The organism is Nonomuraea fuscirosea, assembly GCF_003001935.1.
Lineage (GTDB): Bacteria > Actinomycetota > Actinomycetes > Streptosporangiales > Streptosporangiaceae > Nonomuraea > Nonomuraea fuscirosea.
The window spans coordinates 270,342-297,341 of record NZ_PVNG01000008.1 but is presented as its reverse complement, the minus strand read 5'-3'; the positions used below and the strand labels follow the sequence as shown (position 1 = coordinate 297,341).

Below are 27,000 nucleotides of genomic sequence, written 5' to 3'. Positions count from 1 at the left end.
TGTCTCAGGGTTTGACGGCGAGGCCGCCGTAGGCCCAGGCGTGGCCGCCGGGGATCTGTTCCTGATATTCGACCGGATCCGGCCGCCACGTGACGACCTCGACGAGGCCCGGGTCGAGGAGGTCCCAGCCCTCGAAGAAGCGCAGCGTCTCGTCGTGGCTGCGCGGCACCATGGGGGCGGAGCTGTTGTCGTACGGCTTGGTGAACTCCTCGCGGCTCAGGTTGTCGGCGAAGTCCATGGTGATGTGCGACAGCAGCAGGTGGCTGCCGCTGGGCACCGCCGCCTTGAGTTGCTCGACCACCCCGTACGGGTCCTCGTCATCGGTGACGAAGTGCAGGAGCCCGGCCACGACGACGGCCACGGGACGGGTGAAGTCGAGCACCTTCCGGACCGCGGGGTCGGACAGGATCCTCTGTGGCTGGCGCAGGTCCGCCTCGATCATCTCCGTCGCGCCCGCCGGGTCACCGGTCAGCAGGGCACGCCCGTGCACGAGGACGATGGGGTCGTTGTCGACGTAGGCCACCCGGGCCTCGGGCACGGCTCGCTGGGCGATGACGTGGGTGGGGTCCTGGGTGGGGAGCCCGGTGCCGATGTCGAGGAACTGGGTGATGCCGGCTTCGGCCGCCAGATACCGTACGGCCCGGCTCACGAAGGCACGGTGAGCGCGCACGCCCTCACGGGTGCCCGGCGACAGCTTGATGAGCGCCTCGGCGGCCTCACGGTCGGAGGCGAAGTTGTCCTTGCCGCCCAGTAAGAAGTCATAGATCCGGGCGGGGTGAGGAATGTGCGGATTGATCCTTGCAGCCAGGGCGCCGGCGTACTCCGGATGCTGCGGGTCCGTCTCTTTGCCACTCTGCGTCAAGATCTCTCCCTGATGGGTCGGCGACCGCCGGGCCTGAGGGGGCGCGGGCGGCCCTCGCCGAGGAATGTGCTTTCAGATGTTTCCTCGCTGCCGGGTCCGACGTTACGGACAAATCCACGCTACGCCGTGACGGCCGCTCCTGAAGCGAGCGCGGCGACGCCTCCCTGAGGACTTCCGCGCCGACGACCCGGACGCTCGCGACGACTTGATGATCGCCGCGGTCACGGCCTGGACCGAGCCGACACCATGGCGGTCCCGCACGTACGGCACGGTGGACCGGCCCATCGTCGACCGGCTGCCCGAAGCGATCGGCGTCGCCGAGGTGGTGCCGGCGACCCGGGCCCTCGTCGGGCCGCCGAGGCCCGGTCACGAACGCCCACCTGGCCACTCTGTGCTTACTCGACCTTGAAGTGGTAGTTGACCTGCTTGCCGCTGACCGAGGTGGCAGTGACGGTGACACCGAGGGTGTCGCCGCCGGCAGTGAGCTCGCAGCGGATCGTGGCGCCGACCCGGGCCGGGAGGTGCTCAGGACAGGTGACCCTGTCGGGGCGCTTGCCGGAGTTCGCGGCGAGCTTGTCGGAGATCGTCTGCGCGACTCGGGCCTTGTGGACGGCCCCGCCCTCGCTGACGCCCGTGTCCTCGGGCTCTGCGGGGTCGTCACCGACTCGCTGCTCCTCAGCCGTCGGCCGCTTCTCGGTGGGGGCCTCCTCGGCAGCGGCTGCTTCCTCGCCGGCCGTCGCCTCACTCCTCTTTCCCACGTCGCCGAAACTGAAGGAGCATCCGGTGGCGAGAAGCACCGTCAGTGCGCCCAGCGCCGCCGCGGCCGCAATCCTCTTGTTACGCTCCGTATGCCACATGAGTTCCCCTGTTTGTGGGTGATGAGAAAAAGATCAGGATGCCGGGGGGCGACCGCGTGCTCGATACGGCGACGGCGCAAGCTCCGCTCGACGCCGTGGACGCCAGGCGATCGCGTCGGTGGAGGGCAGCCTGCGCGGCGCTCTCCCTTCCCTGACCTCGTCCATAGACCTTAGGGTCATCGTGGGCTTCGGACTTTGTCATGCATGCTGGGCACTTGGTCAGTGGTGCACGGCTTCAGGCGCCGTATCAGGCGAGGGCCCTACCGTGTCGAGGGGAGTCTTGTGGGGGAACGGGCCGAGGTATCGCCAGGCCGGCTCTGTGACCGACGCGGACGAAGGTCCGCCTCATGAGCCCGGTCCTCGACACCGCGTTCATACCGCCGCGGGACCGGGAGGAAGCGATCCGGAACGCGGTGTGGGAATCCATGGTGGCAGTCGACATCGACCACGGTCCGCCGGCTGAGGACATCGCCGTTCGCATAGGGCTCGGCGCCGTCGGGCCCCTCAGGGTCTGTTCGGCACGGGCGACCGCGGTCACGCTCCGTCGGACGGAGCGGCTCGCCCGGGAGGATGAGGAGCCGGCCGTCACTCTGGGTGTTCAGATGACGGGCAGCAGCATGGTGGTGCAGAACGGTCGCGAGTGCGTGCTGAGGCCAGGAGACTGCGCCGTCTTCGAGTCGGTCGCTCCCTACACGCTTCTCTTCGACGAGGGAGTCGACCACCGCTTCATCCGTTTCCCCCGCGCTGCGCTCGCGCTCCCCGACAGATCGCTGAGAGACGTCACCGCGGTCCCTCTGGGATCCGGCAACCCCATCGCGCGTCTCGCCTTCACCTACTTCTCCCAACTGGCCGTCGCCGACGAACTGCACCAGGGTGTGCACGCCGACGCCGCCGTGCAACCCAGCGTCGAACTCCTCCGTGCCGTCCTGACGTCCCAGCACGGCGACTCCGGCTCGGCCAAGGCGCCGCTGGAGGCGACGCTCAGCCTGCGGGTCACTCGTTACATCCGCGAGCATCTGGCCGACCGGGATCTGTCGGCGGCGCGGATAGCCGCCGCGCACGACATCTCCGTACGCCATCTCTACGCCGTGCTGTCCCGCTCGGGAATCAGCCTCGGAGACTGGATCCGCACCCGCCGTCTGGCCGAATGCAGGCGGGAACTGGCCGGCCAGAACGGGCGGCTGCGGACCATCGCGGCGATCGGGCGGAGCTGGGGCTTCGCGGACGCGACCCACTTCAGCAAGGTGTTCAAACAGACGTACGGGATCTCACCGCGGGCCTGGCGCGAACAGAACCACCCCCGCGCCACGTGATGGTCAGACCAACTGCAGCACTCTTGCCAACAGCCCGGAAGCCTCGACTACCTGGCCTTGGCGGGCCTCCATCCGCTGCTACCGGTATCGTCTGCCGTTCCGTCCCGATCGACGACTGGCAGCCGGTGCGGTGATGGTCACGGGGATACCTGAGGGAGCCTGGGCGCCCGTGATACGCCTCAGCTCGGACTCGCCCGAACGGACCTCGCTGGTCTGCGGGACGATACCGGCGTCGGCCAGCAAGCGGGTCATGTCACGGCGCTGATTGGGCAACACCAGGGTGACGACGCTGCCGGACTCGCCGGCGCGGGCGGTGCGGCCGCCGCGGTGCAGATAGTCCTTGTGGTCGCTCGGCGGGTCGACGTTGACGACGAGGTCCAGGTTGTCGACGTGGATGCCGCGGGCCGCGACGTTGGTCGCCACCAGCGCCGTGACGTGGCCGCTCTTGAACTGGGCGAGGGTGCGGGTGCGCTGGGGCTGGGACTTGCCTCCGTGCAGCGCGGCGGCGCGCACTCCGCTGTTCAGCAGTTGATCGGTGAGCCGGTCCACAGCGTGCTTGGTGTCCAGGAACATGATCACCCGGCCGTCGCGAGCAGCGATCTCCACCGTGGTGGCCTGCTTGTCGGCACCCTGGATGTGCAGCACGTGGTGCTCCATCGTGGTGACCGCGCCCGCCGAGGGGTCGACCGAATGGACCACCGGGTCGTTCAGATAGCGACGGACCAGCAGATCGACGTTGCGGTCCAGAGTGGCGGAGAACAGCATCCGCTGGCCGTCCGGGCGCACCTGGTCGAGCAGATGGGTGATCTGCGGCATGAAGCCCATGTCGGCCATCTGGTCGGCCTCGTCCAGCACGGTGATGCCGACCTGGTCCAGGCGGCAGTCGCCGCGCTCGATGAGATCCCTGAGCCGTCCCGGGGTCGCGATGACGACTTCGGCACCGCCGCGCAGCGCATGGGCCTGGCGGCTGATCGGCATGCCGCCGACGACCGTGGCCAGTCGCAGCTTCAGTGCCTGGGCGTACGGCGTGAGCGCATCGGTGACCTGCTGGGCCAGTTCCCTGGTGGGAACGAGGATCAGGGCGAGCGGTCGCCGCGATTGTGCCCGCTGTCCGAAGGTGCGGGCGAGCAGGGCCAGGCCGAAGGCGAGTGTCTTGCCCGACCCGGTGCGCCCCCGCCCCAGTACGTCCCGGCCGGCCAGGGAGTTCGGCAGCGTGGCCGCCTGGATCGGGAACGGTTCGTTCATGCCCAGGCTGGTGAGCACCTTCAGCAGTGCGGGCGGCATGCTCAGCTCAGCGAATGTCGCGGCCGCCGGCAGAGCCGGAGTCACGGTGACCGGCAGCGCGAACTCTCTCTGGAGCGCGGCGGGACGCCGCCCGTTGCCGGACCGGCTGGAGGCGCCTGAACGGCCCTGAGCCGGAGAGCCGAATCGGCCGCCCCTGCCTCGGGCAGAGCCGCCCGAACGGGACGAAGAGTTGCGATCGTGCGCGCGAGTTGCGTGGTTCATGCAGAACCTTCCTCAATGCGGCACGTGTCAGGTGGTTCTCGGGGCGACAAGCGGCACAAGAACAGCGAGCACGAGCCGAAGAAAAGACGAGCCGAACCGGCGGAGACAGCCTGGGCTCGGACGTCGAAATGGTCGGCTTTCGCCGGAAGAAACGGCGGCTGTGATGCCGCGCCGTAGAACTGGAGCGGGCCTGATGCCCGAACCGGAGCCATCGGTGGCGCATCCGGTGTGCGGCGGAAGAACAGACACGCTGTGCTTCTCGGGTTGTGAGGTCATCACGGCACGATGGATGCCACAAAAGCAACGCGCCGGGGACCGCGCCCTGCGGCGCGGGCCCCGGCTACGTGGTGCGCGGTGTCAGGCGGGAACGATGTTCTCGGCCTGCGGGCCCTTCTGGCCCTGCGTGATGTCGAAGGCCACCTTCTGGCCCTCGCGCAGCTCACGGTAGCCGCCGTTGGCGACGATGTTGGAGTAGTGGGCGAAGACGTCGGCGCCGCCGCCGTCCTGCTCGATGAAGCCGAAGCCCTTTTCCGCGTTGAACCACTTCACGGTGCCGGAAGCCATGCTGATCTCCTTCGATGGGTGCAAAGCCGGAATCCGCATCGAACGGATTCCGCGTCGCCGTGATAGGACCACACACCCGGAAATGACCGGAGAACAAAAAATGCACCTGAGGCTACATACCGTCAGGTGCACACAAGTCTTTATGGGTACCACAACTGCAACTGATCCCAATCTAGCACATGCGCCGTCGTGCATGACCAACCCCGGCGGGCAAGGGCGGCGGTGGCGCCGCTACCGGCCGCCGGTGAAGGAGGCGGCGGGGACGAACAGCTCGTGCCCGGTGCCGAAGCGGACCCGTACGCCGTCCGGAGTCCACTGTGTGGACCGCACCGGCTTGTCGGCGATGCCCGGGAGGTCGACGTCGACGAAGTGGCCGTAGCGCAGCGACGGATCGCGTCCCGCGTACAGGCGAAAGGAGTCCTCCAGCAGCGAGTGATCGCGAATGAGCGCTATCACGTGCGCGGAGCCGTCGTCGTACGCGACCGTGCCCGGCTGCTTGTCGGTGTAGAGGGTCTGCTGGGCGGGCCAGCGCATCGCGATCACCGCCCCCGCACCCAGCACGACGCCCACGATCAGGCCGGCCACCAGGGGGCCGAGCCGTCGCGGCCGACGTGCGGTGCCGGATGGCGCAGGAGTGTGGACCGTCATGGTCACCTCTCTCTCAGAGACGTGACGACCCTTCCAGCCCCGCCTTTCACTCCCCTTTCTCGCCGCTTGACGGACGCGGGACAGTGCTCACAACAGTCCTCTGACGTGGAGATTTCCCATGAGGTCGCGGATCCCGAAGCGCCAAGGCGTACAGTCCTCGGCGTTCTGGACGCGGTTGACGAGGGTGCCGAGTGCGGGAGAGCTGATCCGCACCACGTCGCCGGTCTTGTGCGTGAACCCCTCGCCCGGGTGGTCGCGGTCCTGGATGGGGGCGAACATCGTGCCGAGCATGAGGACCGCGCCGTCGGGGTAATGATGCTGCGGGCCGATCAGCTGCCGCACCAGCGCTTCCGGGTCACGCGAGATCTGCGACATCTCCGAGACCGCCTCAAGGCGGAAGCCGTCCTCGCCTTCGACGTCCAGCCGCACCGCGAGGCCGCGTACCTGTTCCAGGTCGAACCGCTCGTCGAAGAGCCGGATGAGGGGGCCGAGCGCGCAGGACGCGTTGTTGTCCTTCGCCATCGGCAGCAGGAGCGCGGATCGGCCTTCGACGTCCCGGAGGTTGACGTCGTTGCCGAGCGTCGCCCCCACGATCCGGCCACTCGACTGGACGATGAGTGACACCTCGGGCTCCGGGTTGTTCCAGGTCGAGGCGGCGAGCACCCCGACGGGCACCGCGGTTCCCATGGCGGACAGGATCTGGCCCTTGGTGAAGATCTCGGCGTCAGGGCCGATCCCGACCTCCAGGTACTGGCTCCACATGCCTTCGGCGACCAGCAGGGTCTTCAGCCGCGCCGCCTCCTCGGAACCCGGCGAGAGCTCGTGAAGGTCGGCGCCGACGCCGGCGAGCATCCGGCTGCGGATGTCCGCCGCGAGTGCCATGTCGCCGCCGGCCCGTTCTTCGATGACGCGCTCGATCATCGAGACGGCGAAGGTCACCCCGGCGGCCTTGAGCGCCTGGAGGTCGACCGGTGCGAGCAGCCAGGGCCGGGTACGGTCGCGGGCGGGGGACCCGGTATTGGCGAGCACGTCCCCGAAGGCGCCGACGTGCCGGCCGTTCAGCCCGGAGACCACGGCAGCGGGTTCCGGCAGTTCGCAGATGTCGCGGACCGTCGGGAACTCCGCGCTGATGTCGATGACCTCTCCGTCGCGGACCACCACGGGTGAGGGCCCTTCGACGCGGGGATCCCAGATCCGGCCGATCAGGACGGCGTCCGCGGCATCGTCAGGCAGCGCGTTCGCGGCCGTCCCGTACCAGGCGGTCTCATCGGACGATGACAGGTTCATTCGCCGTCTCCCAGGTTGAAGAAGGACCGCTCGTCGGGTGGCCGGATGTCGAAGACGGCGTCCTGGAACAACCGCATGGGGTGGGGGGTGAAGGGATGCCGGGCGATCGCCTCCAGGTCGAGCTCGATGCCGAGACCGGCCCCGGTCGGGATGAGGATGTCACCCTCCTCCGTCAGCACGAGTCGCTCGTTGGTGATCTCCGGGCGCCAGGGGACGTCGGTGGCCATGATCTCCAGGTAACGGAAGTTGGGCAGGGCGGCCCCGAGCTGCAGCGTCGCCGCCGTGCTCAGCGGTCCGCTGGGATTGTGCGGCGCGAACCCGACGTAGCCGGTCGCGGCGAGCGTCGAGATGAAGGCCAGCTCGGCGATGCCGCCGGCGTGCGTCACATCGGGCTGGACGAAGTCGACCGCCTGGCGGGCGAGCGCCGGCGCGAAACCCTGCCGTCCCAGCCAGCGCTCCCCCGCGGCGATGGGCACCGGCGATGCCCGGCGGATGTCGACGAGAGCGTCGAGGTTGTCCGGCGGGCAGGGCTCCTCGAAGAACACCGGATCGAACTGCGCGATCTCTCGCGCGATCTTGATGGCGTGAGTGACGTCGAACCGGCCGTGGCCCTCGATGAACAGCTCGACGTCGGGCCCGACGGCGGAGCGGACGGCGTCGATCTGCGCGAGCACGCGGTCCAGCTGCCGGGAGGTGATCGTGAGGTCGAAGTTCTCGAAGGGATCCCACTTGAGACCGCGAAAGCCGCTGCCGACGGTCCTCTGCGCGGCGGCCGCGTACTCCTCGGGCGTGGCGGCTCCGGAGAACCAGCCGTTGGCGTACGCGCGCACCCGGTCGCGGGTGGCGCCGCCGAGCAGGCGGGAGACCGGGACGCCGAGCTCTCGTGCCGAGATGTCCCACAGCGCCATCTCGAACGAGCTCAACGCGGTCATGATGACGGGGCCGCCGCGCCAGTACCAGTCCCTGGCCAGCTCGTACAGGATGCCGGAGATGCGCGTGGGGTCCAGCCCGGTCACGGCCTCGGCCAGTTCGGTGACGGCGCCCTGGACGGCGCGTTCCTTGCCCTCCAGGGTCGCTTCACCCAGTCCGACGATTCCTTCGTCCGTCGAGACGCGGACGATCACGAGGTTGGTGCGGTAGAAGTCGACGACGAGAGTGTCGACTGAGGTGATCTTCACGTGCGGCTCAGCCCTTCACGGCGCCGGCGGTCATGCCGGCGACCACATACTTCTGGACGAACAGGTAGAAGACGACGGCCGGCGCCGTGAACAGGAAGGAGACCGCCATGACCGTCTGGATGGGCGTGCCGAGTTCGCCGATGAAGCCGGCGATGCCGACCGATGCCGGCTGCATCCCGGGAGTGAAGATGAACGTCACGGCGAACACGTACTCGTTCCAGGCGTGGAAGAACGCGATGACCGCGCTGGCGGCGAGCGAGGGGGCGATCAGCGGCACGTTGATGCGGGTGAGCACGGTGAGCGGTCGTGCTCCGTCGACCCGTGCGGACTCCTCGATCTCACGGGGCAGGCCGTCGAAGGCGCCCTTGAGGATGAGGGCGACGATCGGCAGGACGAAGGCGGAGTTGACCAGGATGAGCCCGCCGAGGGAGTCGAGCAGGTCGAATCGCCGGAAGAGCGCGAACAGCGGCACGACCATGAGCGCCTCGGGAAGCATCTGCGTGAACAGCAGCACGACGGTCATGAGGACCTTGCCCCGGAACGAGAATCGCGAGAGGGCGTAGCCGAGCGGGATGCCGAGACCGATCGACAGGACCGTCGTGCCCGCGGCGATCACCAGACTGTTGCGCAGCCAGGTCGCCGCCTTGCCTTCGGCCAGCGCGTCGATGAAGACTCCGAACTGGGAGAGGTCGGGGACGAGCCGGGCCTTGGCCGCGAAGAGCTCCGAATCGCCGGACAGCGCGGTGACGAACATCCAGTACAGCGGGAAGACGGCGACCCCGAGCACGACGAGGACACCGACGATCCGCAGGGTCAGACCGATGTGGGGCAGCCTCATCAGCCGGCCTCCCTTTCAGCGGCGCGGGCGACGAACCGGCTGCCGGCGATGACGATGAGCGAGACGACCACACCGACCATGCCGACCGCCGCAGCCGAGCCGAGTTGCTTGGAGTCGAAGGCCTGCGAGTAGAGGTCGATGACCAGCGTCTCGGTCGCGCCGACCGGTCCCCCCTTCGTCATGAGCCAGATGAGCTCGAACCGCCGTAGCGACCAGATGGTCATGAGGAGGGCGAGCAGGCCGACGGTCGGCTTGATGGACTGCCAGGTGACGGCGCGGAAGGTCGACCATCGTCCCGCGCCGTCCATCATCGCGGCCTCGGTGAGGTGCGACGGGACGGCCTGCAGCGCGGACAGCAGGACCACCGAGGTGAACGGGAACAGCTGCCAGATGGTCGTGACGAGGATGGCCGGGAGGGCGTATCGCGGGCTGTCGAGGATGGCGCCGCCGGGGACGCCGAGGCCGACCGTGTCGAGGAAGCGGTTCACGATGCCGTAGTCCGGGTTGAGCATCCAGATCGCGATGAGCGCGACCGCGATGCCGGGCGCCGCCCACGGAATGGTCACCAGTGCCCGCGCCACCCCCCGGCCGCGGAAGCCCTTGTTGAGCAGCAGGGCGACCGCGAGCCCGGTTCCCACGGCGGCGACGACGCACACGACGACGTAGATGAGGGTGATGAGGAGGGTACGGCGGAACTCCGCGTCGCCGAAGATGCGGGTGTAGTTGTCGAGCCCCACCCAGGTGCTGTGTGTGGGGTTCAGCAACGAGGTTCGCGTGAAGCTCAGAAAGACTTCCTGCGCCAGCGGAACGACCTGGAAGACCAGGATGAAGAGGGCTGCGGGGGCCAGGAAGAAGTAGGGCGTCCACTTGCTCCCCAGAGGGCTGCCTCGACGCCGGGTCCCGGTTCGAGGCCCTGGAAGCTGCTGCTGTTCCAGCGCGGTCATCGAATGTGGTCCTTAGAGAAATAGGACGCCGCCGGCGGAAGGGGCTCGCCGGCGGTGTCGTCCGGTCAGCCGACCTGCTGGGTCGCCTGTTGCTGGGCGCGGTCCAGTGCGGTCTTGAGGTCGACCGTGCCCTGGAGCGCCGCGATCACGTTCTGCACGACGATCTTGCGGATGTCCGGGGTCTTCGCCTCGAATCCCTGGACGATCTGCGGCAGGCTCGTCTCGGTGAGGTCGTCGAAGACGGTCAGGAACGGCGTCTCCTTGAGCTGCTCAGGGCTTCGCTTGGTGACCGTCGCCACGCTGCTGGCGCCGAGGATCTCCTGCAGCTTGACCTGGTTGTCCGGCTCAAGCGTCCACTTGATGAAGGTCGCCGCCGCCTCCTTGGCCGGGCTCGCCTCGTTGATCACGATGGGGGCGAGGATCGCGCCCTGCTTGCGGACCGGGAACGGGATGGGCGCGACGTTGAAGTTCAGATCGGCGTTCTGGCCGCGGGTCGCCGTCACGTAGCCGCCGTTGTTGAGCTCCATGCCGACCTTGCCCTCGGCGAACATGCGGCGGAACGTCGCCGCGTCCGTGCCACGCGGGATCACCTTGGCGTCGTACAGGTCCTTGAACGCCTGCAGACCCTTGAGGTTCGCGGGCGAGTTGATCGTCAGCTTCTGGCCGTCCGACCACGCGCCGCCGAAGCCGTAGACGTAGTTGAAGATGTCCTGCCACACGCCGGCTTCCTCGGCCTCCGTCTGGCGGAACGCCAGGCCGTAGGTGTCGCCCTTGGTCAGCGACTTGGCCGTCTTGACGAACTCCTCATAGGTCGTGGGCGGCTTCTTGATCAGGTCGGCGTTGTAGAACATCGCGTAGTTCGACGCCTCGAAGATGATCCCGTGACGCTGGCCGTTGTGGACCATGAACTGGTCCGGCTGCTTGATCAGGTCGTACTTGCTGACGTCGACGAGCTCGTCGAGCGGTGCGATGAGGCCGGCATCCGCGGCGGACTCGAACTCCGGCATGTCGAAGCGGATCAGATCGGGCCCTTTTCCGCTGCCCATCTGGGTCAGGACGGTCTGGCCGAACGTCGGGTACGGCACCGCCGCGGGAGCGACCTGGATCTTGTTCTGGCTCTTGTTGAACTCCTCGAGCCATTTCGTGAGTAGCGGGCCCCGGCCGGGGTCGCCGAGGGTCGAGGCGGCGAACGTCAGCTTGGTCACGCCGCCTTCGGATCCGCCGTCGTCGGAGCCGCAGCCGGTCAAGAGGGCGGCGGCCATACAGGTGACGCCGGCCGCCGCGACCATGCTCCGGCGAACGCGATGCAGCCTCATTTGTGCTCCAGAGTTATGACTCGTTACTTCCTGTCGGAATTGCAACGATCGTAGCGACATGTGCAACGCTGTCAAGTGACGATTGCGCAGGTCATGCGCTACATTGCAACATACGCAACGCGAAGGAGGCGTTAGGTGGCGCAGACGATCCGGCGCGCGATCGACCTGATCCGCATGACCGCGGAGCATCCACTGACCCTCTCCGAGGCCGCGGACGTGCTCGGAGTCCACAAGTCCACGGCCCTCCGCATCCTCCAGACGCTGGAGAACGCACGGTTCGTGCGCAGGACGGGAGCCGGGACGTACGTGTTCGGCAGCGGGCTCATCGAGCTGTCGGAGCTCGCGCTCGGCTCCATGGACCTACGTCAGTTCGCATCCCCGCACCTCCGTGCGCTTCAGCGGCAGACGGGCCATACCGTGCACCTGGCACAGTTGACCGGCGACGAGATCATCTACGTCGACAAGGTGGACAGCCCCGCGTTCGACGCGGTGAAGCTGCCGTCACGGATCGGCCGCGCCGTCTCGATCCACGCGAGCGCCGTGGGCAAAGTGATCCTCGCCCATCTCTCCCCGGAGGAACGCGATCGCCTGCTCTCGCACGTCACCTTCGAGCGGCACACCGGCACCACCCTCGCCGACCGCGAATCCCTTGAGGCCGAGCTCACCCGCGTCGCCGAACGCGGCTGGGCCGTCGACGACGGCGAGCACGACGCCTATGTCATGTGCGTCGCCGTGCCGATCAGGGATTCGCGCGGACAGGTCATCGCGGCCGTCTCCGTGACCGCGATCGAGGTGATCGCGAGTTTGGAGCAGCTGAAGGAGAAGCTTCCGCTCCTGCTGGAGACCTCGGCGCTGATCTCTCAGGAACTCGGGTTCACCTCCCGGCCCTCGCCTGATCGGGAGTGACTTCGATGCGGTTGTGAACGACGTACATGGTGTTCCTCCGAAAACCGAGCCTGCCGCCATCTTGCCGACACTATGTCGGTAAGATGGGTTCCGGCTCCGCTCCGAGCGGGTCGATGGCGCTCAGGGCGTCGTCTGGTCCCAGGCGCGGACGAACGGCTCCAGCAGGGCCTGTGCGGACTCCCAGACGGTCTGCAGGTCGGTGCCGGACTCGATCAGCCGGGACCCGGCGAACACGATGGCATTGATCATCTCCGCCGTCTCCGGAACTGCGGGGACTCCGAGGAGGCGCAGCGTCTCCACGAGAGGCTCAAGGAGCTGCGCGTGCATGGCACGGCTCTGCTCGGCGATGGTGTCGCCCGGCACGACCTCGGCGAGGACGGTGGCCAGCGCGTGTTCGCCCTCGGTGATGAGCTCGAAGTTGGTCAGCACGTAGGCGAGTACGCGGTCGGCAGGGGTGGCCGCGGCGTCCATCGCCGCGGCCACCCTGGCCGACCAGCGCGGGAAGACGTCTTCCACCACCGCGTTGAGCAGGTCTTCTGATGAGCGGAAGTACTGGTAGAGGCTGGGCCGGGCAAGCCCGGCGCGCGCCGCGACCCGGGTCAGCGTCGGTGGCCGGCCGCTCTCCGCGAGGATCTCCCTGGCCGCGTCGAGCAGGGCCCGGCGCTGGGCGGCCCGATGCTCGGCGACAGTAGGGGCGTGAATGCGCGGCACCTGCCCTCCTCCAACCATGGTCGACCTACTCCGACAGTCTCCCATCCACCATCGACAGGACGCGATCGCAGTGGCTCAGCACCTCGTGATCGTGGGTGACCATAATCGTCGCGACGGCGAACCCGTGCGCCTCGTGCGCCAGCAGCGTCACGATGTCGTCGCTGCGGGCCCGGTCGAGCGCGGCGGTCGGCTCGTCCACCAGCAGCACGGCCGGGCGGGTGACCAGTGCGCGGGCGATGCCCACCCGCTGCCGCTCGCCGCCGGACAGCTGGTGCGGGCGGTGCCCGACGCGGTGCCCCATGCCGACCCGGTCGAGCAGTTCTCGCGGGTCGTGACCACCACCTGTGCGTTTGCCCGCTATGTCGAGCGCGAAGCGGAGCTGGTCGAGCGCGGTGAGGGCCGGGATGAGGTTGCCGGACTGGAAGACGAACCCGATCCGTTCGCGTCGGTGGCGCGCCTTCTCGCGCGAACTCGCCCTGGTGATGTCGACGCCGTCGACCAGGACACGGCCGGCGTCAGGCGTGGTGAGCGCGCCTGCGACGGCGAGCAGGCTCGACTTGCCGGATCCGGACGGTCCTACGATGGCGGCGAACTCGCCGGCCGCCACGGCGAGGTCGACGTCATCGAGCGCGGTGACCGTGGCGTCGCCGTCGCCGAGGGACAGGGTGACGCCCTCCATCAGCAGGCCGCCGCGCTCTTGGGCGCCGGCCGGGTGGAGGTCCTGACGCCGGGACGTGGAACCGGTGGTCATCGTTGCCCTCCCAGGGCTGCGAGCGGGTCGACGCGGACGATGCGGCCCACGGCCGCCGCCGCACCGGCGAGGCCGAGGCCGACCAGGAGCAGGGCGGCGAAGACGAGCGGGCCCGCCTCCAGGGCGAACGGCATGGGCGTGGTGGCGAGCATCGCGCCGCCGCCGACCCCTATCAGGAAGCCCCCTGCGGTGGACACGGCCAGGATGACGGTCGCCTGGATCATCGTGTCCCGCATGAGGTAGCCGGTGGAGGCGCCCATGGCCCGTACGACGGCGAGCTCGTGCTTGCGCTGGATCGTCCACACGGTGAAGAACGTCCCGACGACGAGCGCGGAGATGGCGTACAGGAAGACCTGGATGAGCGTGAGCGTGGAGATCTCGGCGGTGTAGCCGGGCGAGGCTCCGAAGGACTCGTCGAGCGTCATGCTCGCGGTGCCCGCCGCGGCGTCGCCGCCGGTCAGGTCGATCTGGTCGCCGTCCCGTGCGCGCAGGGCGATGGCCGTGACCTCTTCGTATGCTCCCGCACGCGCCTCGTCGCCCGGCCCCGCGCCGGCGTGCACCTGCTGCCAGGAGCGCAACGGCAGATACGCCACGTCGACGTGCCCGAAGGTGCGCTGGTCGCCTGTGGTCCCGACGATCTTGAGCTGTGTGCCGAGGCGGTCGATGGCGACCGTGTCGCCGATCGCCAGGCCCTCGTCCAGGACGGTCTGGCTGACCACGATCCCGTCGAGGTCGCCCAGCCCGGCGCCGTCGGAGACGGCGGGCGCGAGGAACGAACCGGGCTCGACGCCGAACAGGGCCAGGTCGATCGGCACCTGGGCGCCGGCTTCTGTCGTGGCCTTGGCGTTGACCAGCGTGATGCCGAACGGCGCGGCGTCGCCGACGTCGTCGCGGCCCTTCCACGCCGTGGCCTGGCTCACGTTGACGGTGCTGCGGGAGAAGGCGGAGTCGGTCTGGGTGCCCTCGGCGAAGGCGAACGCGTTGACGGGCAACCGTTGGAGCCCGGAGACGCCGTCGTTGACGAGCCCGGAGGAGAGGCCGGACAGCAGGACGACGAGGATTGCGATGAGGGCGACGACTCCGCCCATCAGGCCGAAACGTGCGCGGGCGAAGACCAGCTCGCGCCAGGCCAGGAACATGGCACTCCTTCACATTTCACGGGACGGACGTCCTAGTTGCCGACGCGTCGTCGGAAAGATACCAACATAGCGTCGGGAAGATGAAATGCGACACGTCCGGTACGGGAGGCGTCATGAGCCGCGAAGGAGCGTCTGCCCCGCTCGGGGATCCCCGGCCACAGCATTGACTCTTGGTAATCATTTGCCTACCGTAAGTGTTTGACGTGGCCAAACGCTCTTGCGAGGGGTGAAGCTCATGCTCAGGCGAGTCGAATCCGACCGGTGGCAAGAATCACTCGATGTCAATCCCCTTTACAACGGGCTGGTGCCGGACGGGGGCGTGCCCCGGTTCAAGATGCCGGCCGGCCCGATGAGTCCCACGGCGGCCCAGGCGCTCATCCGCGACGAACTCCTGCTCGACGGCAACGCCCGGCTCAACCTGGCCACGTTCTGCACGACCTGGATGGAACCCCAGGCCCGCGAGCTCATCGCCGAGACCCTCGACCGCAACCTCGTCGACCACGACCAGTACCCGCAGACGGCCGACATCGAGGCGCGCTGTGTCAACATCCTCGATCACCTGTGGGGCGACCCGAACGGCGCCAGCGTCGGCTGCTCCACGGGCGGCTCCAGCGAGGCGGCCATGCTCGGCGCGCTGGCGATGAAGTTCCAGTGGCGCGAGCGGCGCCGGGCGGCCGGGCTGCCCACCGCCAACCCCAACCTCGTGATGGGCACCGCCGTCCACACCTGCTGGCCGAAGTTCTGCCAGTACTGGGACGTCGAGCCGCGCTGGATACCGATCGAGGAGCCCGCCTTCACCCTGAACCCGGCCCGGCTCGCCGAGTTCTGCGACGAGAACACCATCGGCGTCATCGGCGTGCTCGGCTCCACGCAATGCGGCAAGTACGACCCGATCGAGCAGATGTCGGCCGAGCTGGACCGGCTGGAGGCCGAGCGCGGGCTGAGGATCCCGCTGCACGTGGACGCGGCCGTGGGCGGCTTCATCACCCCGTTCCTGGAACCCGACATGGTGTGGGACTTCCGGCTGCCCCGGGTGCAGTCGATCAACACCTCGGGGCACAAGTTCGGCCTGGTCTACCCCGGCGTCGGCTGGATCGTCTGGCAGGAGCCGGACGCCCTGCCGCAGGACCTGGTGCTCTCCTGCGACCTGCTCGGCGGCAACATGGACACCTTCACGCTCAACTTCTCCCGCTCCGGCGCCCCGGTCGTCGCGCAGTACTACAACTTCCTGCGGCTCGGCTTCGAGGGCTACCAGGCCGTCCAGCAGACCTGCCGGGACGTGGCGACCTACCTCGGTGCGGAGATCGCGAAACTTCCCGAGCTCTCGCTCATCGCCGACGGCTCGGAGCTGCCGGTGCTCGCCGTGCGGACCGCCCCCGGCTACGACGGTTTCACCGTCTTCGACCTGGCCGCCCGGCTGAAGATGCACGGCTGGCAGGCCCCGACGTACTATCTGCCGCCTGACCTGGAGCACATAGCCGTCATCCGCTTCGTCATCCGCAACGGCTTCAGCCAGGACACCGCCGCCAAGCTGCTGGCGAACCTGCGCACGGAGGTGGAGTATCTGCGCGGCAATCCGGTCCCGCGCCCTCGCCACGGCGGCGACGAGGCGGCCGCCGAGCAGCCCGGTGTGCCGACGGGAGGGTGAGGCCGATGAACGACTTCGCCGCGTCCATCACCTTCGACCAGCTCGTCAGTGACCCTTATCCGATCTTCGCCAGGCTGCGCCGCGAGGCGCCGGTCGTCCTGCTGCCGAAGCTCGGCCTGTGGATGGTCACCCGCTGGGATGACGTGCGCCAGGTCCTCAGTGCCGGCGAGTCGTTCACCAGTGCCTTCCCCTCGATGGCCACGCAGATCTTCGGGGAGCGGTCCGTGCTCAAGGTCGAGGGTGACGCCCACGCCGAGCTGCGCGCCGCCGTGGACACGCGATTCGCCCCCGAACGCATCGAACGGGCCACCACACTCACCCGCGAGGCCGCACTGCCGTACGCCGGCGGGCTCGGCGGCCGGGACGAGTTGATGTCCGGCTACTTCGAGCCCGCCGCGAGCGTCGCCCTCGCCCGTTTCATCGGCCTGCCGGACGTGGACACCGACGCGCTCATGCGCTGGGCCCGCGACCTCACCGCCGGGATGAGCAACTTCACGGCGGACCCGGCCGTACACGAACGGGCGATGGCCACCGCCGCCGAGATCCGCCGGACGATCGAGCCCTGCGTCCGCAAGACCGCGGACCGGCCCGACGGCTCGGTCCTGTCGCAGCTGCTCCACAGCGGCTGCCCGCCCGATACCGTCCGATCCGCCGAGCACGTCGTGCCCACCTTCATCGAGATCCTCTCGGCGTTCCTGGAACCGGCGGCCGGCGCCGGGCTCACGCTGCTCGCGCTGCTCCAGCACCCCGCGCAGATGCGGGCCGTCCGCGAAGATCCGCGCCTGATCCGCAAGGCCGTGCACGAAACGCTGCGCTGGCTGTCACCGAACGGCGCGCTCAGCCGCCGCGCGACCAAAGACGTGCTCCTCGCCGGGCAGATGATCCCCGCCGGAGCGACCGTCATGGCGGTCATCGCCTCGGCAAGCCGGGACGAGGGCGTCTTCACCGACCCGGACACCTTCGACATCAACCGGATTCCCTTCCCCAACCTGGGCCTCGGGTACTCCCGCCACGCCTGCCTCGCCGCCCCGGTCGTCGGCGCCATCATCGGGGCCCTGCTGGACGTGTTGATCGAGCAACACCCACGGCTCTCCTTGGACCCCGGGAGGCCGCATGACCTGCACGGCTGGAAGTTCCGCGTGCTGACGAACCTGCATGTCCGCATCGGCGATCCGGCCCGAGGGAGCTGAATCGCCGGTCGTCTCCCTCTCTGTCATGTGTTCGGCGCCGGGCCTCCGGTAAGGATGAACGCTGTGGACGACGATCGCGTCCGTCGCTCACCAGGCGGGCCGCCCGGTTGCCGCAGGTGATTCGCGGCGGCGCGAGACCGCGGCTGAGGTGAGGGCCGCGTACGCAGCACAGCGAGGAGAGCCCATGCCGAACAGCGCACCCGTGATCGCGGTCGGTGACGCGGAACTGAACGAGCTCCGCGCTCGGTTGACGTCCACGCGATGGCCCCGGCCCTGGCCGGTGAACGGCTGGGAGGCCGGTACCGACGCCGTGGAGCTCCGCCGCCTCGTCGCCTACTGGGCCTCCGGCTACGACTGGCGGGCTCACGAGGCCGCCGTCAACGCCCTCCCGTCACATTTCGCGGACCTCGACGGGACGCCGGTGCACTATCTCCGCTTCGACGGCGAGCACCCGGACGCGTTGCCGATCATCATCACGCACGGCTGGCCCAGTTCCTTTCTCGAACTCGTCCCCCTCGCCGACCGGCTGGCCACCCCCTCCCGGTACGGCGGGGCGGCAGCGGACGCCTTCACCGTGATCGTCCCCTCACTGCCCGGATTCGCCTTCTCGCCCCAGCGGCCCGCACTCACCGGCGCGGAGCAGACGCACGACCTCTGGCACCGGCTGATGCGCGACGAACTCGGCTTCGAGCGGTACGCGGCACACGGCGGAGACCTGGGCGCCGGCGTCACCTCACGGCTCGCCGAGGCCCACCCCGAGGCGCTGGCCGGCATCCACCTGCTGGCCGTGGCGCCCCCGTCCGCCTACGACCCGGACGGCCTCACCCCGCAGGAGCAGGACCACCTCGCCTCCGTGGCGGCCTGGCAGGCGGAGGAAGGCGGCTACCAGCACCAGCAGAGCACCCGTCCCCTCACCCTGGCCCCTGGCCTGGCCGACTCGCCCGCCGGGCTGCTCGCCTGGATCGTGGAGAAGTACCGGGCCTGGTCCGACAGCGGAGGCGATCTGTCCTCGCGCTTCAGTGACGACTTCATCCTCACGCAGGCGTCCCTCTACTGGTTCACCGGCACGATCTCCACCTCGTTCAGGCCCTACTACGAGTACGTCCACGGCCTGACCAGGCGCGTGGAGCGGGTGAGCGTGCCCACAGCGGTCGCCCTGTTCCCCGCCGACCTGAGCCGGCCCCCGCGGAGCTGGGCCGAGCGCACCTACAACATCACGCGCTACACGCACATGCCGCGCGGTGGCCACTTCGCCGCCCACGAAGAACCCGACCTGCTGGCCCACGACATCATCGAGTTCTTCCGCGCCCACCGTCCTTCCGCACGGTCAGCCCCTCGATCCGATGCCTGAACCTCCGGCAGCGGTCGACGGGCACGCCGAAGATGACCGCGTTGCGACGGCCGGTGCCGCGCGGATGGCCTGCCTGGGTCCTGCCGTCAGCCGGCGGAGAAGTAGTGGCCGTTGTCCAGATCGGCGAGCAGGCTGGGCTGGACGGGCTCCCAGCCGAGCGTCCGGCGGGTGATGAGGTTGGACGCCGGGTAGTTCTGCGTGACGATGTTGGCGAGAAACCCGAAGTATCCCGGCACCATCAGTTCGTCCACCGGAACGCTCACGGCGGGCAGGCCCAGACGGCTGCCGATGGCCTCGGCGATCTCGCGGAACGGGACGGCCCCGTCCCCGACCGCGTGCCAATATCGGCCGGCCGGCCCCTTCTCCAGCGCCAGGCGGAACAAGGAGGCGGCATCGCGGGCGTGCACGGCGTTCCACAGGTTCGCGCCGTCTCCGGGATAGCCGACGAAGCCCTTCTCCTTCGCGAGCGCGATCAGCGTGGGGAGGAATCCGGCACGGTCGGTGGTGCTGTGCGCGATGTTGGCGATCCGCACGACCGAGGACCGCACGCCTTGCTCGGCGAGGCCGATTACGGTGGTTTCCACGATGTTTCGAGCCCGCAGGGTGCCCTTGTGCTCATCGCCACTGGGCAGGGCCGGGTCCTCCTCGGTGGCCGTCCGGCCCAGGAATCCCTGCCCGGGCGAGCCGATGCTCCCCGCCGCGACCAGCGGCTTTCCGGTTTGCGCGAGTGCCTCCCCGTAGGCGAGCATGATCGGGAGCTCGGCGGCGGCCACGGCGTGGATCCCGCCGGAGGGAAGCAGGTCCTGCCGGTGCGCGACGTGGATGACGCCGTCGGAGTCCGCGACCGCCTCCTTGAGCCCGTCGAGATCCTGGAGGTCACCGCGGCGCACCTTCGCGCCGAGCGCGGACAGCGCCGCCGCGGCCGTGTCCGATCGGGCCAGGCCGGTGACCTCGTGCCCCGCGGCGATGAGCTCGGGGATGATGTACGAACCGGAATGGCCGGTCCCGCCAGTGACGAAAACGCGCATGCTGATGATCCTTGTGATTGATGTGGCGCGAGAAGTGGTGGTGCGGGCGCGCTCAGGCAGAAGGGCCCGCTCAGGCAGAAGTACCGACGTCCGCCCGGGCCGAGCGGCGGACGGGGACCACGTGACCACGCCGGTGTGCCAGCCACATGAACACGACGGTGGCCACCACGCCGAACACCACGGCGTACACACTGCCCTCCGGTCCGAAGTCGCCGCCCGTGACCAGCGCGGGACCCGACATGGTCGCGTCCAGCAGGCCCTGCGGGGTGTTGCTGCCGGACACCTTGGTGCTGAAGACGGCGCTCGCGGCGATGTTCCAGCCGAAGTGCAGACCGATCGGCACCCACAGCTTGCGGGTGGCGATGTACGCGGCGGTCAGCATCCCGCCTGCTTCGATGGCGATGGCGATGGCGCCCCACAGGGTGGCGTTCGCGTTGAGCAGGTGGATCAGGCCGAACAGCGAGCCGGTCAGGACGAGCGCGATCCAGGTTCCGGTCCAGTGCTCGACGTTCCGGAACAGGACACCGCGGAAGACCAGCTCCTCGGTCACGGCGGCACCCGCCATGATGCCGAGCAGGCCGACGGCGCTCGCCGGCGTGCCCAGGCCGTTGATCGTGTAATCGCCTAAGAAGGCGATGTTCGCGATGACCGCCCCGAACAGCGCGATGCCGAGCAGCGTGCCCCAGCTGATCCCCGCGCCTGCTCCCTCCAACGACACCTCGACAGGGGCCCGGTGCTCGGTGCGCCGCACCACCCAGCCGTAGACCAGGACCGCGACGACGGCCGTCAGCAGGCCGGCGACGAGCGCCGGCCAGGGGTCGTCCTTCATCGCCGCGGTGCCCAGACTGCCGGGGATCCAGACCGCCACAACCGCCAAGAGCTGCCATATGAGACGCACGATGACTCCTTCGTGAGGATCCGCGGCGGGAGCGCCGCGGGCTGCTTGCAGGGGTGCGCTCAGCCGGGGAGGTCGACGCCGAGGGCGATGTCGAAGGTCCCCGCGCCGTTGCGGGCCAGGCCCATCAGCAGCGGCCCGACTCCTTCCAGCCAGCGGGCCATCTCCAGGCCGCCGACATCGAGCGAGCGCAGTCCGAGGCTCTCGATGAACGCCGACACGTCGGCCTTGACCCGCGCGTCGTCGCCGGCGAGGAACACGTCCAACGGACGCCCCTGGGCCAGCACGTGGCCGAAGACCGTGTTGAACGCCTTCACGACGTGCGCGCTCGCCGGGACTGCCTTGGCGATCTCCTGCGCACCGGACGTGCCTTCAGGGATGACGAGCCCGGTGGCGTCGGCGTTGAACGTGTTGGAGATGTCGATGATGAACTTGCCGGCCAGTGCGTCCCCGTAGTGGGCGACGACCTGCACGGCGCTGGCGTACGGCACGGCCAGGACGACGATGTCGCCGGACGGGACGGCGCCGAACGTCCCGACCGTGGCCCCGCCGCCGAGCGCGGCGGCCAGGTCCTCGGCCTTGGCCACGTCGCGACCGACGACCTGGACGGCGTGGCCGCCCTCGACCGCGCGGGCGCCGATGGCGCGGCCCATACTCCCCAGACCGATGATGCTGACGCTGCTCATGGGTGTGCCTGCTTTCTGGAGCTGGAGAGGACGCCATGCCCACCGCCGTCGTCAACGGCTGTGGGCTCGACACCCCATTTGGTTAACCTGTGAACCAGAACGTACGCGGCACTTGGTTAACATGTCAACCAGACGGTAAAGTGACGTGCGTGACCGAGCCGCGGTGGTTGGACGAGCGAGAACAGCAGGCCTGGCGCAGCCTGATGAAGATGCAGGACGGGCTGTCGGAGTTCCTCGAACGGCAGCTGCGCAACCGGTACGGACTGTCCTCCGCCGACTACCAGGTCCTGGCCCATCTCTCTGAGACACCCGAAGGCCGGCTGAGGTCGTTCGAGCTAGGCCGGCTGTTGCGCTGGGAGAAGAGCCGCCTGTCGCAGCACCTGGGCCGGATGCAGAATCGCGGCCTGGTGTCCCGTGAGCGGTGCCCCAGCGACCAGCGGGGGGCGGTAGTCGTCATCACTCCCCGGGGCAGTGACCTGATCAAGGTCGCGGCTCCGCAGCACGTGGCCGACGTCCGCGACGTACTCATCGATCATCTGACCGCGGCGGAGATGGCCGTGCTCGTCACCATCGGCGACAAGGTAGGCGAACGGCTGGCGGCGCTGGAACGCGAGCAGTGACACCCGACCCCGGGCCTCATGGCCATCCGCGCGACGGTGGCGAGCCGCTCGGCGGTCTCCCGCAGGCTCAGTCGCCGGCCGTGGCGGGGATGGCGTTGTCGATGAGGACGGCGGCGATGGCGGCGGCCGTGGGGAAGGCGTCGGCGTTGAGGACCCGGGTGCGGGCCGCGGCGCCGTCGAGGAGCAGGGCGAGCTGTTCGCCGAGCTGCTCAGGGTCGACGGCGCCGGCCTCGCGGGCGGTGTCGGCGAGCCGGGCGGCGACGGCCTTCTTGTAGTCGCGCGCGTACTGCGACGCGGGGTGCTGGGGGTCGTGGAGTTCGACGGCGGCGCCGATGTAGGGGCACAAGGGCGTGGCGGGCGGGATGTCGAAGGCGGCGAGGAGCCGTTCGCGGGGCGTGAGGTCGGTGCGGTCGAACACGCCGGGCAGAACGGAGGGGTCGAACCGGCGCAGGTACTCGGCGACGAGTTCGTCCTTGCCGGCGAAGTGCTGGTAGGCCGTGCGCTTGGACACCTGGGCCGCCACGCAGAGCTGGTCCATGCCGGTGCGGTTGATGCCCTGCTCGCGAAACAGCTGCTGGGACGCGCTGAGGATGCGCTCGCGGGCGCCCCGGCCGCGGCGGCGGCCCGTGGGGCCTTTCTCCAACTCCGTCATGAGCCCCATGCTACCCGAGTTGGGTAACGACCGGTGTACATAGTTGCGCCCTCGCCGCCCGGCGGCTAGCTTAAGAACACAGACCTGTTTACATAACGCCGTCACCCCAAGCGCGCCACGGCACCACCGACCTCTGGGAGAGACCATGGGAAAGCTCGACGGCAAGGTAGCGGTCATCACCGGCGGCACCACCGGCCTGGCACTGGCCGGCGCGAAGCTGTTCGTCGCCGAGGGAGCGCACGTCTTCATCACCGGCCGCCGCCAGGACGCCCTGGACGAGGCCGTACGGCACATCGGCCGCAACGTCACCGGCGTCCAGGGCGACGCCGCCGACCTGGACGACCTGGACCGCCTGTACGACACCGTCAAACGGGAGAAGGGCAGCATCGACGTGCTGTGGGCCAGCGCCGGCATGGGCGCGCCCGCCCCGCTCGGGCAGATCACCGAGGCCCACTTCCACGACGCGTTCTGGCTCAACGCCCGCGGCACCCTGTTCACCGTCCAGAAGGCCCTCCCGCTCTTCAACGACGGCGGCTCCATCCTCATGACCGGCTCCAACGCCTCCCTCGGCGCCTTCCCCGGCTGGAGCGTCTACGCCGGCAGCAAGGCCGTCCACCAGGCCTGGGCCCGCGTCTGGCTCAACGAGCTCAAGGACCGGCGCATCCGCGTCAACGTCCTGACCCCCGGCCAGGTCGCCACCGCCAAGCAGGAAGAGCTCTTCGACGAGGCCACCAAGCGCCAGTTCGAGTCGCTCATCCCCCGTGGCCAGATGGGCCGCCCCGAGGAAATCGCCGCCGCCGCGCTCTTCCTCGCCTCCGACGACTCCAGCTACGTCAACGGCATGGAGCTCGTCGCCGACGGCGGCACCACCGCCATCTGAACCGAACCACCCACCACCACGACAGGACATCTCATGAGCAGCATCACCATCATCGGCACCGGCAACATGGCCCGCACCCTCGGCGCGCGGGCGGTGGCGGGCGGCAACACCGTCGAGGTCATGGGCCGCGATCAGGCCAAGGCCGACGCCCTGGCCAAGGCGCTCGGCGGCGGCGCCACGACGGGCAGATGGGGCACCGCTCCAGCCGGCGACGTCGTCATCCTGGCCCTGCTGCACGAGGGTGTCGTGCCGGCCGTCGCCCAGTACGGAGACGCTCTGGCGGGCAAGGTCATCGTCGACATCAGCAACTCCTTCAACGCCACGTTCGACGGGCTGAACCACCGCGGCGAAACCTCGACCGCGCAGGAAGTCGCCGAGGCGGCCCCGGCCGGCGCCGGCGTGGTGAAGGCGTTCAACACCATCTTCCGTCACGTCCTGGAGCAGGGCCGGCCCGACGTCTTCATCGCCGGCGACGACGCGCGGGCCAAGGCACGTGTGGAGACGTTCGTCGAGAGCCTCGGGCTGCGTCCGCTGGACGTCGGCGGCCTGAAGATGGCGCACTGGCTGGAAGGAGCGGGCGCGCTCACGATGGGCCTGGCCAACCACGGGGTGGGGAACTTCGACTTCTCCCTCGGCGTCACCGAACTTCCCGGCTGAGCACACCCGGGTCACCGGAAGGAGCCCGTTCCGGGCGACCGACGGCGACGCCGGAGGGCCGTTCGAGCCTCTGCATCGTTCCCAGAGAATCCATCGGGAAATGGTTCGTTCCAGTGAAGAATCGGGTCTGGCGGGGTCTCTCTTGTTGATCTACCTTTCGGGCAGATGATCAACGTGGTCGCCCGACGCGCGGCCTCCGAGAAGGGTAGGGCTTCATGGTCCGGACGATTGGGCGGGTTGCCGCCATCGGCACGCTCTTCATCGCCAGCCTCACCGTCACCCCCACGACCGGTGCGTGGGCGGCGTCCGCCTGTTCCTCGCCGCAGGAGAAGACCTTCTCGCTGCCCGGCAAGCCGGACGTGTGGGTGGGCGCCGAAATGTGCATCTACACCAGGGGGTCGGGCAACAATCAGAAGACGGCCATGCTCAGCATCAACTGGTCCGGGTCGTTCCTGGCCGGCAAGCGGTTCGACAAGTTCGTCGCCGAGGTACGCGTCGAGCGCAACGACACCGTCTACGCGAACGAGCAGTGCAACTGGACGAGCGATCTCAACAACATCAGCGACTCCGAGGGCCAGATGTGGGACTGCCTGGCGTACTACAGCTCGTCTCTCAACGGCGGATGGACCGCCGACGGGAGGATCATCTACAACATCAACAACGACGGCAAGGGCGACTACGTCTGGAACCTCACCGGCTCACCCCGGGTCGCCATAGCGCCGGACGGCACCGAGACCCTGGTGCCCTCGACCGAGGTGTCCTCGATCGAAGAGGCGCCCGACGATCCGACCTCCTGAGCCTGAACCCGGGTGGCCCGAAGGACCTCACCTCCGGGCCACCCCGGCATCGAACGCCCTCTGAGAGCCACTGTCAGCCGATATAAGGCCCGGCCTGACGTGCCGGCACGTCGCATACTGAGGCCATGGAACGATCTCTGCGCGTGGCGGTCATCGGCGACCACGACCCCGCCGCTCCCACGCACGTGGCCACCGACGACGCGCTGCGGCACGCTGCCGCGCACCTGGGCGTCGGGGTGGACGTCCGCTGGCTGGCCACGGAACCGCTCGAATCCGACCTGGCCGAGGTCGAGGCCGCCGACGTGTCGTGGTGCGCGCCCGGCAGCCCGTACCGCAGCCTGCGCGGCGCCCTCGCCGCACTCCGGCACGGCCGCGAGCACGGCGTCCCCACCCTGGGGACGTGCGGCGGCTGCCAGCACATGATCATCGAGTACGCCCGCCACGTGCTCGGCATAAAGGACGCCCAGCACGCGGAGTACGACCCGTACGCCTCCACCCTGTTCGTGTCGGAACTGACCTGCTCACTGGCCGGCAAGACCATGCCCGTCGCCCTGGTCACCGGCACCCGGGTGGCCGCCCTGTACGGACGCACCGAGGTCGAGGAGGAGTACTACTGCAACTTCGGCCTCGACCCCAGCCGGCGGGACACCCTGCACGACGGCGGCTTCGCCGTCACCGGCGTGGACGCCGACGGCGAGGCCCGGGTGCTGGAGATTCCCGGCCACCCCTTCTACGTGGCCACCCTGTTCGTGCCGCAGGCCCGCTCCCGCCCCGAGACCCCGCACCCGCTGGTCGTGGGCCTGCTGCGCGCGGCGCTGTGACCTCCACCGCGAAAGGGCGCCGACGACTCCCGGCAGGGCCGTCCACCTCGATGGCGGCCCGCCCGTCAGAGCTGGAGTGACTGGGTGCCGAGGACGATGGCGAGGGCCAGGCGGTCGGCGTCCTCGGTGCCGGGCTCGGCGGTGTAGACGGTGACGCGCAGGTCGTCCAGGGCGACGAACAGCGTGTCGCAGTCGAGGGTGATCGGGCCGACCTCCGGATGGTCGACGGTCTTCTGCCGGGACGGGTCGGCCAGGGGTGGCGGTGTCTCGGCGTCCCAGAGTTCGGTGAAGCGCGGGCTGCCGGCGGCCAGGTCGGTGATCAGGCGGCGCAGGGTGCGGTCGGCGGGGTAGCGCGAGGCCGTCAGGCGCAGGTCGGCCACGAGCCGGGCTTCGTGCTCGGACTGCTCCCGCGGGGTGTGCGCGACCCGCGAGGGCAGCCGGGCGACGTTGCGCCAGACGGCGTTGCGTTCCAGGCCGCGCCAGGTGGTCGTCTCGCCCATGAGCGCGTCGTAGGGTGCGTTGGCCAGCACGAGGGTCCAACTGGCGTCGTACACGACGACCGGGGTGTGCGAGAGCCGGTCGAGCAGCCGTTGCACGCTCGGGGGGACCCGCGACGGCACGATGTCCGGGCCGGGCGCGATCTGCCCGGCCAGGCGGTAGAGCAGGTCGCGTTCGGGGTCGGACAGGCGCAGCGCTCGCGCCAGCGACTCCACGACCTGCGCCGACGGCGCGGCCGCGCGCCCCTGCTCAAGGCGGGTCAGGTAGTCGGCCGAGATGCCGGCCAGCGCGGCCAACTCCTCGCGGCGCAGCCCGCCGGCCCGGCGTCTGCGGCCCACCTGCACGCCGACGGCCTCGGGTGCCAGCCGGTCGCGCCAGCGGCGCACCGTCGGGCCGAACTCCCACGTTTCCACGCTGTCCATTCTGCGGGCATCCGTACGGGTTGTCCTGGCCCTGG

At 69.3% G+C, this 27,000-nt stretch carries 28 protein-coding genes; 10 read left to right on the top strand and 18 right to left on the bottom strand.

From position 1 onward, the window contains the following. Nucleotides 1–4: 4 nt before the first annotated feature. Nucleotides 5–862, bottom strand: a complete 858-nt coding sequence (locus B0I32_RS20580) for an SAM-dependent methyltransferase (protein WP_245955929.1) — start codon at nucleotides 860–862, stop codon at nucleotides 5–7. A gap of 395 nt (nucleotides 863–1,257) precedes the next feature. Next, a complete protein-coding gene (locus B0I32_RS20575; protein WP_245955928.1) occupies nucleotides 1,258–1,620 on the bottom strand; it encodes a DUF4333 domain-containing protein in 363 nt (120 codons plus the stop codon). A gap of 446 nt (nucleotides 1,621–2,066) precedes the next feature. On the opposite strand from B0I32_RS20575, the gene B0I32_RS20570 reads away from it, so the two are divergent. Beyond that, nucleotides 2,067–3,032: an AraC-like ligand-binding domain-containing protein gene (locus tag B0I32_RS20570; RefSeq protein ID WP_106241666.1), complete on the top strand. Its 966-nt coding sequence runs from the start codon at nucleotides 2,067–2,069 to the stop codon at nucleotides 3,030–3,032. Nucleotides 3,033–3,110: 78 nt separating this feature from the next. Here the strand turns inward: B0I32_RS20570 and B0I32_RS20565 are convergent, their stop codons facing one another. The 8 genes from B0I32_RS20565 to B0I32_RS20530 form a co-directional block, all read right to left on the bottom strand. After that, nucleotides 3,111–4,538 (bottom strand): DEAD/DEAH box helicase, encoded by a 1,428-nt coding sequence (locus B0I32_RS20565; RefSeq protein ID WP_106241664.1) that lies wholly within the window; start codon nucleotides 4,536–4,538, stop codon nucleotides 3,111–3,113. 357 nt (nucleotides 4,539–4,895) lie between these two features. Further along, the gene (locus B0I32_RS20560) at nucleotides 4,896–5,102 is read right to left on the bottom strand and encodes a cold-shock protein (protein ID WP_106241661.1); all 207 of its coding nucleotides are present in this window, start codon (nucleotides 5,100–5,102) and stop codon (nucleotides 4,896–4,898) included. 231 nt (nucleotides 5,103–5,333) lie between these two features. Continuing rightward, nucleotides 5,334–5,750, bottom strand: a complete 417-nt coding sequence (locus B0I32_RS20555; RefSeq protein ID WP_146178241.1) for a hypothetical protein — start codon at nucleotides 5,748–5,750, stop codon at nucleotides 5,334–5,336. Nucleotides 5,751–5,837: 87 nt separating this feature from the next. Then, entirely contained in the window at nucleotides 5,838–7,037 is a 1,200-nt protein-coding gene (locus B0I32_RS20550; protein WP_106241656.1) for a fumarylacetoacetate hydrolase family protein, read from the bottom strand. Then, nucleotides 7,034–8,215 (bottom strand): mandelate racemase/muconate lactonizing enzyme family protein, encoded by a 1,182-nt coding sequence (locus tag B0I32_RS20545; RefSeq protein WP_106241653.1) that lies wholly within the window; start codon nucleotides 8,213–8,215, stop codon nucleotides 7,034–7,036. The genes B0I32_RS20550 and B0I32_RS20545 overlap by 4 nt, the downstream gene beginning before the upstream one ends. A 7-nt stretch (nucleotides 8,216–8,222) precedes the next feature. Beyond that, nucleotides 8,223–9,053, bottom strand: a complete 831-nt coding sequence (locus B0I32_RS20540) for a carbohydrate ABC transporter permease (protein WP_106241650.1) — start codon at nucleotides 9,051–9,053, stop codon at nucleotides 8,223–8,225. Next, the gene (locus B0I32_RS20535) at nucleotides 9,053–9,997 is read right to left on the bottom strand and encodes a carbohydrate ABC transporter permease (RefSeq protein WP_106241648.1); all 945 of its coding nucleotides are present in this window, start codon (nucleotides 9,995–9,997) and stop codon (nucleotides 9,053–9,055) included. Before B0I32_RS20535 ends, B0I32_RS20540 begins: the two co-directional genes overlap by 1 nt. 65 nt (nucleotides 9,998–10,062) lie before the next feature. Further along, nucleotides 10,063–11,313 (bottom strand): ABC transporter substrate-binding protein, encoded by a 1,251-nt coding sequence (locus tag B0I32_RS20530; protein WP_181307590.1) that lies wholly within the window; start codon nucleotides 11,311–11,313, stop codon nucleotides 10,063–10,065. Between the two features lie 135 nt (nucleotides 11,314–11,448). Between B0I32_RS20530 and B0I32_RS20525 the strand changes: the two genes are divergently transcribed. After that, a complete protein-coding gene (locus tag B0I32_RS20525) occupies nucleotides 11,449–12,219 on the top strand; it encodes an IclR family transcriptional regulator (protein WP_146178240.1) in 771 nt (256 codons plus the stop codon). A gap of 120 nt (nucleotides 12,220–12,339) precedes the next feature. Here the strand turns inward: B0I32_RS20525 and B0I32_RS20520 are convergent, their stop codons facing one another. From B0I32_RS20520 to B0I32_RS20510, 3 genes are read right to left on the bottom strand one after another with little or no spacing between them, the layout of a single operon-like run. Further along, nucleotides 12,340–12,930 carry a TetR/AcrR family transcriptional regulator gene (locus tag B0I32_RS20520; protein WP_106241641.1) on the bottom strand — a complete coding sequence of 197 codons (591 nt, stop codon included), beginning with the start codon at nucleotides 12,928–12,930 and terminating at the stop codon, nucleotides 12,340–12,342. Nucleotides 12,931–12,955: 25 nt separating this feature from the next. After that, entirely contained in the window at nucleotides 12,956–13,681 is a 726-nt protein-coding gene (locus B0I32_RS20515; protein WP_106241639.1) for an ABC transporter ATP-binding protein, read from the bottom strand. Then, nucleotides 13,678–14,820 carry an FtsX-like permease family protein gene (locus B0I32_RS20510; RefSeq protein ID WP_106241636.1) on the bottom strand — a complete coding sequence of 381 codons (1,143 nt, stop codon included), beginning with the start codon at nucleotides 14,818–14,820 and terminating at the stop codon, nucleotides 13,678–13,680. Before B0I32_RS20510 ends, B0I32_RS20515 begins: the two co-directional genes overlap by 4 nt. Nucleotides 14,821–15,055: 235 nt before the next feature. Here B0I32_RS20510 and gad point away from each other — a divergent pair, with 235 nt between their 5' ends. From gad to B0I32_RS20495, 3 genes are all read left to right on the top strand, one after another. Further along, nucleotides 15,056–16,468 carry a glutamate decarboxylase gene (gene gad / locus B0I32_RS20505; RefSeq protein WP_106241634.1) on the top strand — a complete coding sequence of 471 codons (1,413 nt, stop codon included), beginning with the start codon at nucleotides 15,056–15,058 and terminating at the stop codon, nucleotides 16,466–16,468. 5 nt (nucleotides 16,469–16,473) lie between these two features. Then, nucleotides 16,474–17,658 carry a cytochrome P450 gene (locus tag B0I32_RS20500; protein ID WP_106241631.1) on the top strand — a complete coding sequence of 395 codons (1,185 nt, stop codon included), beginning with the start codon at nucleotides 16,474–16,476 and terminating at the stop codon, nucleotides 17,656–17,658. A 184-nt stretch (nucleotides 17,659–17,842) separates the two neighbouring features. Then, complete coding sequence (locus B0I32_RS20495) at nucleotides 17,843–19,009, top strand: epoxide hydrolase family protein (protein WP_181307587.1); 1,167 nt, start codon at nucleotides 17,843–17,845, stop codon at nucleotides 19,007–19,009. Between the two features lie 86 nt (nucleotides 19,010–19,095). Here B0I32_RS20495 and B0I32_RS20490 read toward each other — a convergent pair whose 3' ends face one another. The 3 genes from B0I32_RS20490 to B0I32_RS20480 form a co-directional block, all read right to left on the bottom strand. Then, nucleotides 19,096–20,037, bottom strand: coding sequence for an SDR family oxidoreductase (locus tag B0I32_RS20490; RefSeq protein ID WP_106241628.1), 942 nt, complete (start codon nucleotides 20,035–20,037; stop codon nucleotides 19,096–19,098). A 70-nt stretch (nucleotides 20,038–20,107) separates the two neighbouring features. Continuing rightward, nucleotides 20,108–20,935 carry a CPBP family intramembrane glutamic endopeptidase gene (locus tag B0I32_RS20485; protein ID WP_106241626.1) on the bottom strand — a complete coding sequence of 276 codons (828 nt, stop codon included), beginning with the start codon at nucleotides 20,933–20,935 and terminating at the stop codon, nucleotides 20,108–20,110. A 59-nt stretch (nucleotides 20,936–20,994) separates the two neighbouring features. After that, complete coding sequence (locus B0I32_RS20480) at nucleotides 20,995–21,618, bottom strand: NADPH-dependent F420 reductase (RefSeq protein WP_106241623.1); 624 nt, start codon at nucleotides 21,616–21,618, stop codon at nucleotides 20,995–20,997. A 149-nt stretch (nucleotides 21,619–21,767) separates the two neighbouring features. On the opposite strand from B0I32_RS20480, the gene B0I32_RS20475 reads away from it, so the two are divergent. Then, nucleotides 21,768–22,238: a MarR family winged helix-turn-helix transcriptional regulator gene (locus tag B0I32_RS20475; protein WP_106241620.1), complete on the top strand. Its 471-nt coding sequence runs from the start codon at nucleotides 21,768–21,770 to the stop codon at nucleotides 22,236–22,238. A gap of 67 nt (nucleotides 22,239–22,305) precedes the next feature. On the opposite strand, the gene B0I32_RS20470 is transcribed toward B0I32_RS20475, so the two are convergent. Further along, nucleotides 22,306–22,890 (bottom strand): TetR/AcrR family transcriptional regulator, encoded by a 585-nt coding sequence (locus tag B0I32_RS20470; protein ID WP_106241616.1) that lies wholly within the window; start codon nucleotides 22,888–22,890, stop codon nucleotides 22,306–22,308. A gap of 145 nt (nucleotides 22,891–23,035) precedes the next feature. Between B0I32_RS20470 and B0I32_RS20465 the strand changes: the two genes are divergently transcribed. From B0I32_RS20465 to B0I32_RS20450, 4 genes are all read left to right on the top strand, one after another. After that, entirely contained in the window at nucleotides 23,036–23,770 is a 735-nt protein-coding gene (locus B0I32_RS20465; RefSeq protein WP_106241613.1) for an SDR family NAD(P)-dependent oxidoreductase, read from the top strand. Nucleotides 23,771–23,803: 33 nt separating this feature from the next. Further along, the gene (locus B0I32_RS20460; protein ID WP_106241611.1) at nucleotides 23,804–24,427 is read left to right on the top strand and encodes an NADPH-dependent F420 reductase; all 624 of its coding nucleotides are present in this window, start codon (nucleotides 23,804–23,806) and stop codon (nucleotides 24,425–24,427) included. A 215-nt stretch (nucleotides 24,428–24,642) separates the two neighbouring features. Further along, the gene (locus B0I32_RS20455) at nucleotides 24,643–25,224 is read left to right on the top strand and encodes a hypothetical protein (RefSeq protein ID WP_106241608.1); all 582 of its coding nucleotides are present in this window, start codon (nucleotides 24,643–24,645) and stop codon (nucleotides 25,222–25,224) included. Nucleotides 25,225–25,349: 125 nt separating this feature from the next. Further along, nucleotides 25,350–26,045, top strand: a complete 696-nt coding sequence (locus B0I32_RS20450; RefSeq protein WP_106241606.1) for a CTP synthase C-terminal region-related (seleno)protein — start codon at nucleotides 25,350–25,352, stop codon at nucleotides 26,043–26,045. Between the two features lie 65 nt (nucleotides 26,046–26,110). On the opposite strand, the gene B0I32_RS20445 is transcribed toward B0I32_RS20450, so the two are convergent. Further along, nucleotides 26,111–26,956, bottom strand: a complete 846-nt coding sequence (locus B0I32_RS20445) for a helix-turn-helix transcriptional regulator (protein WP_106241900.1) — start codon at nucleotides 26,954–26,956, stop codon at nucleotides 26,111–26,113. Nucleotides 26,957–27,000: the final 44 nt, after the last annotated feature.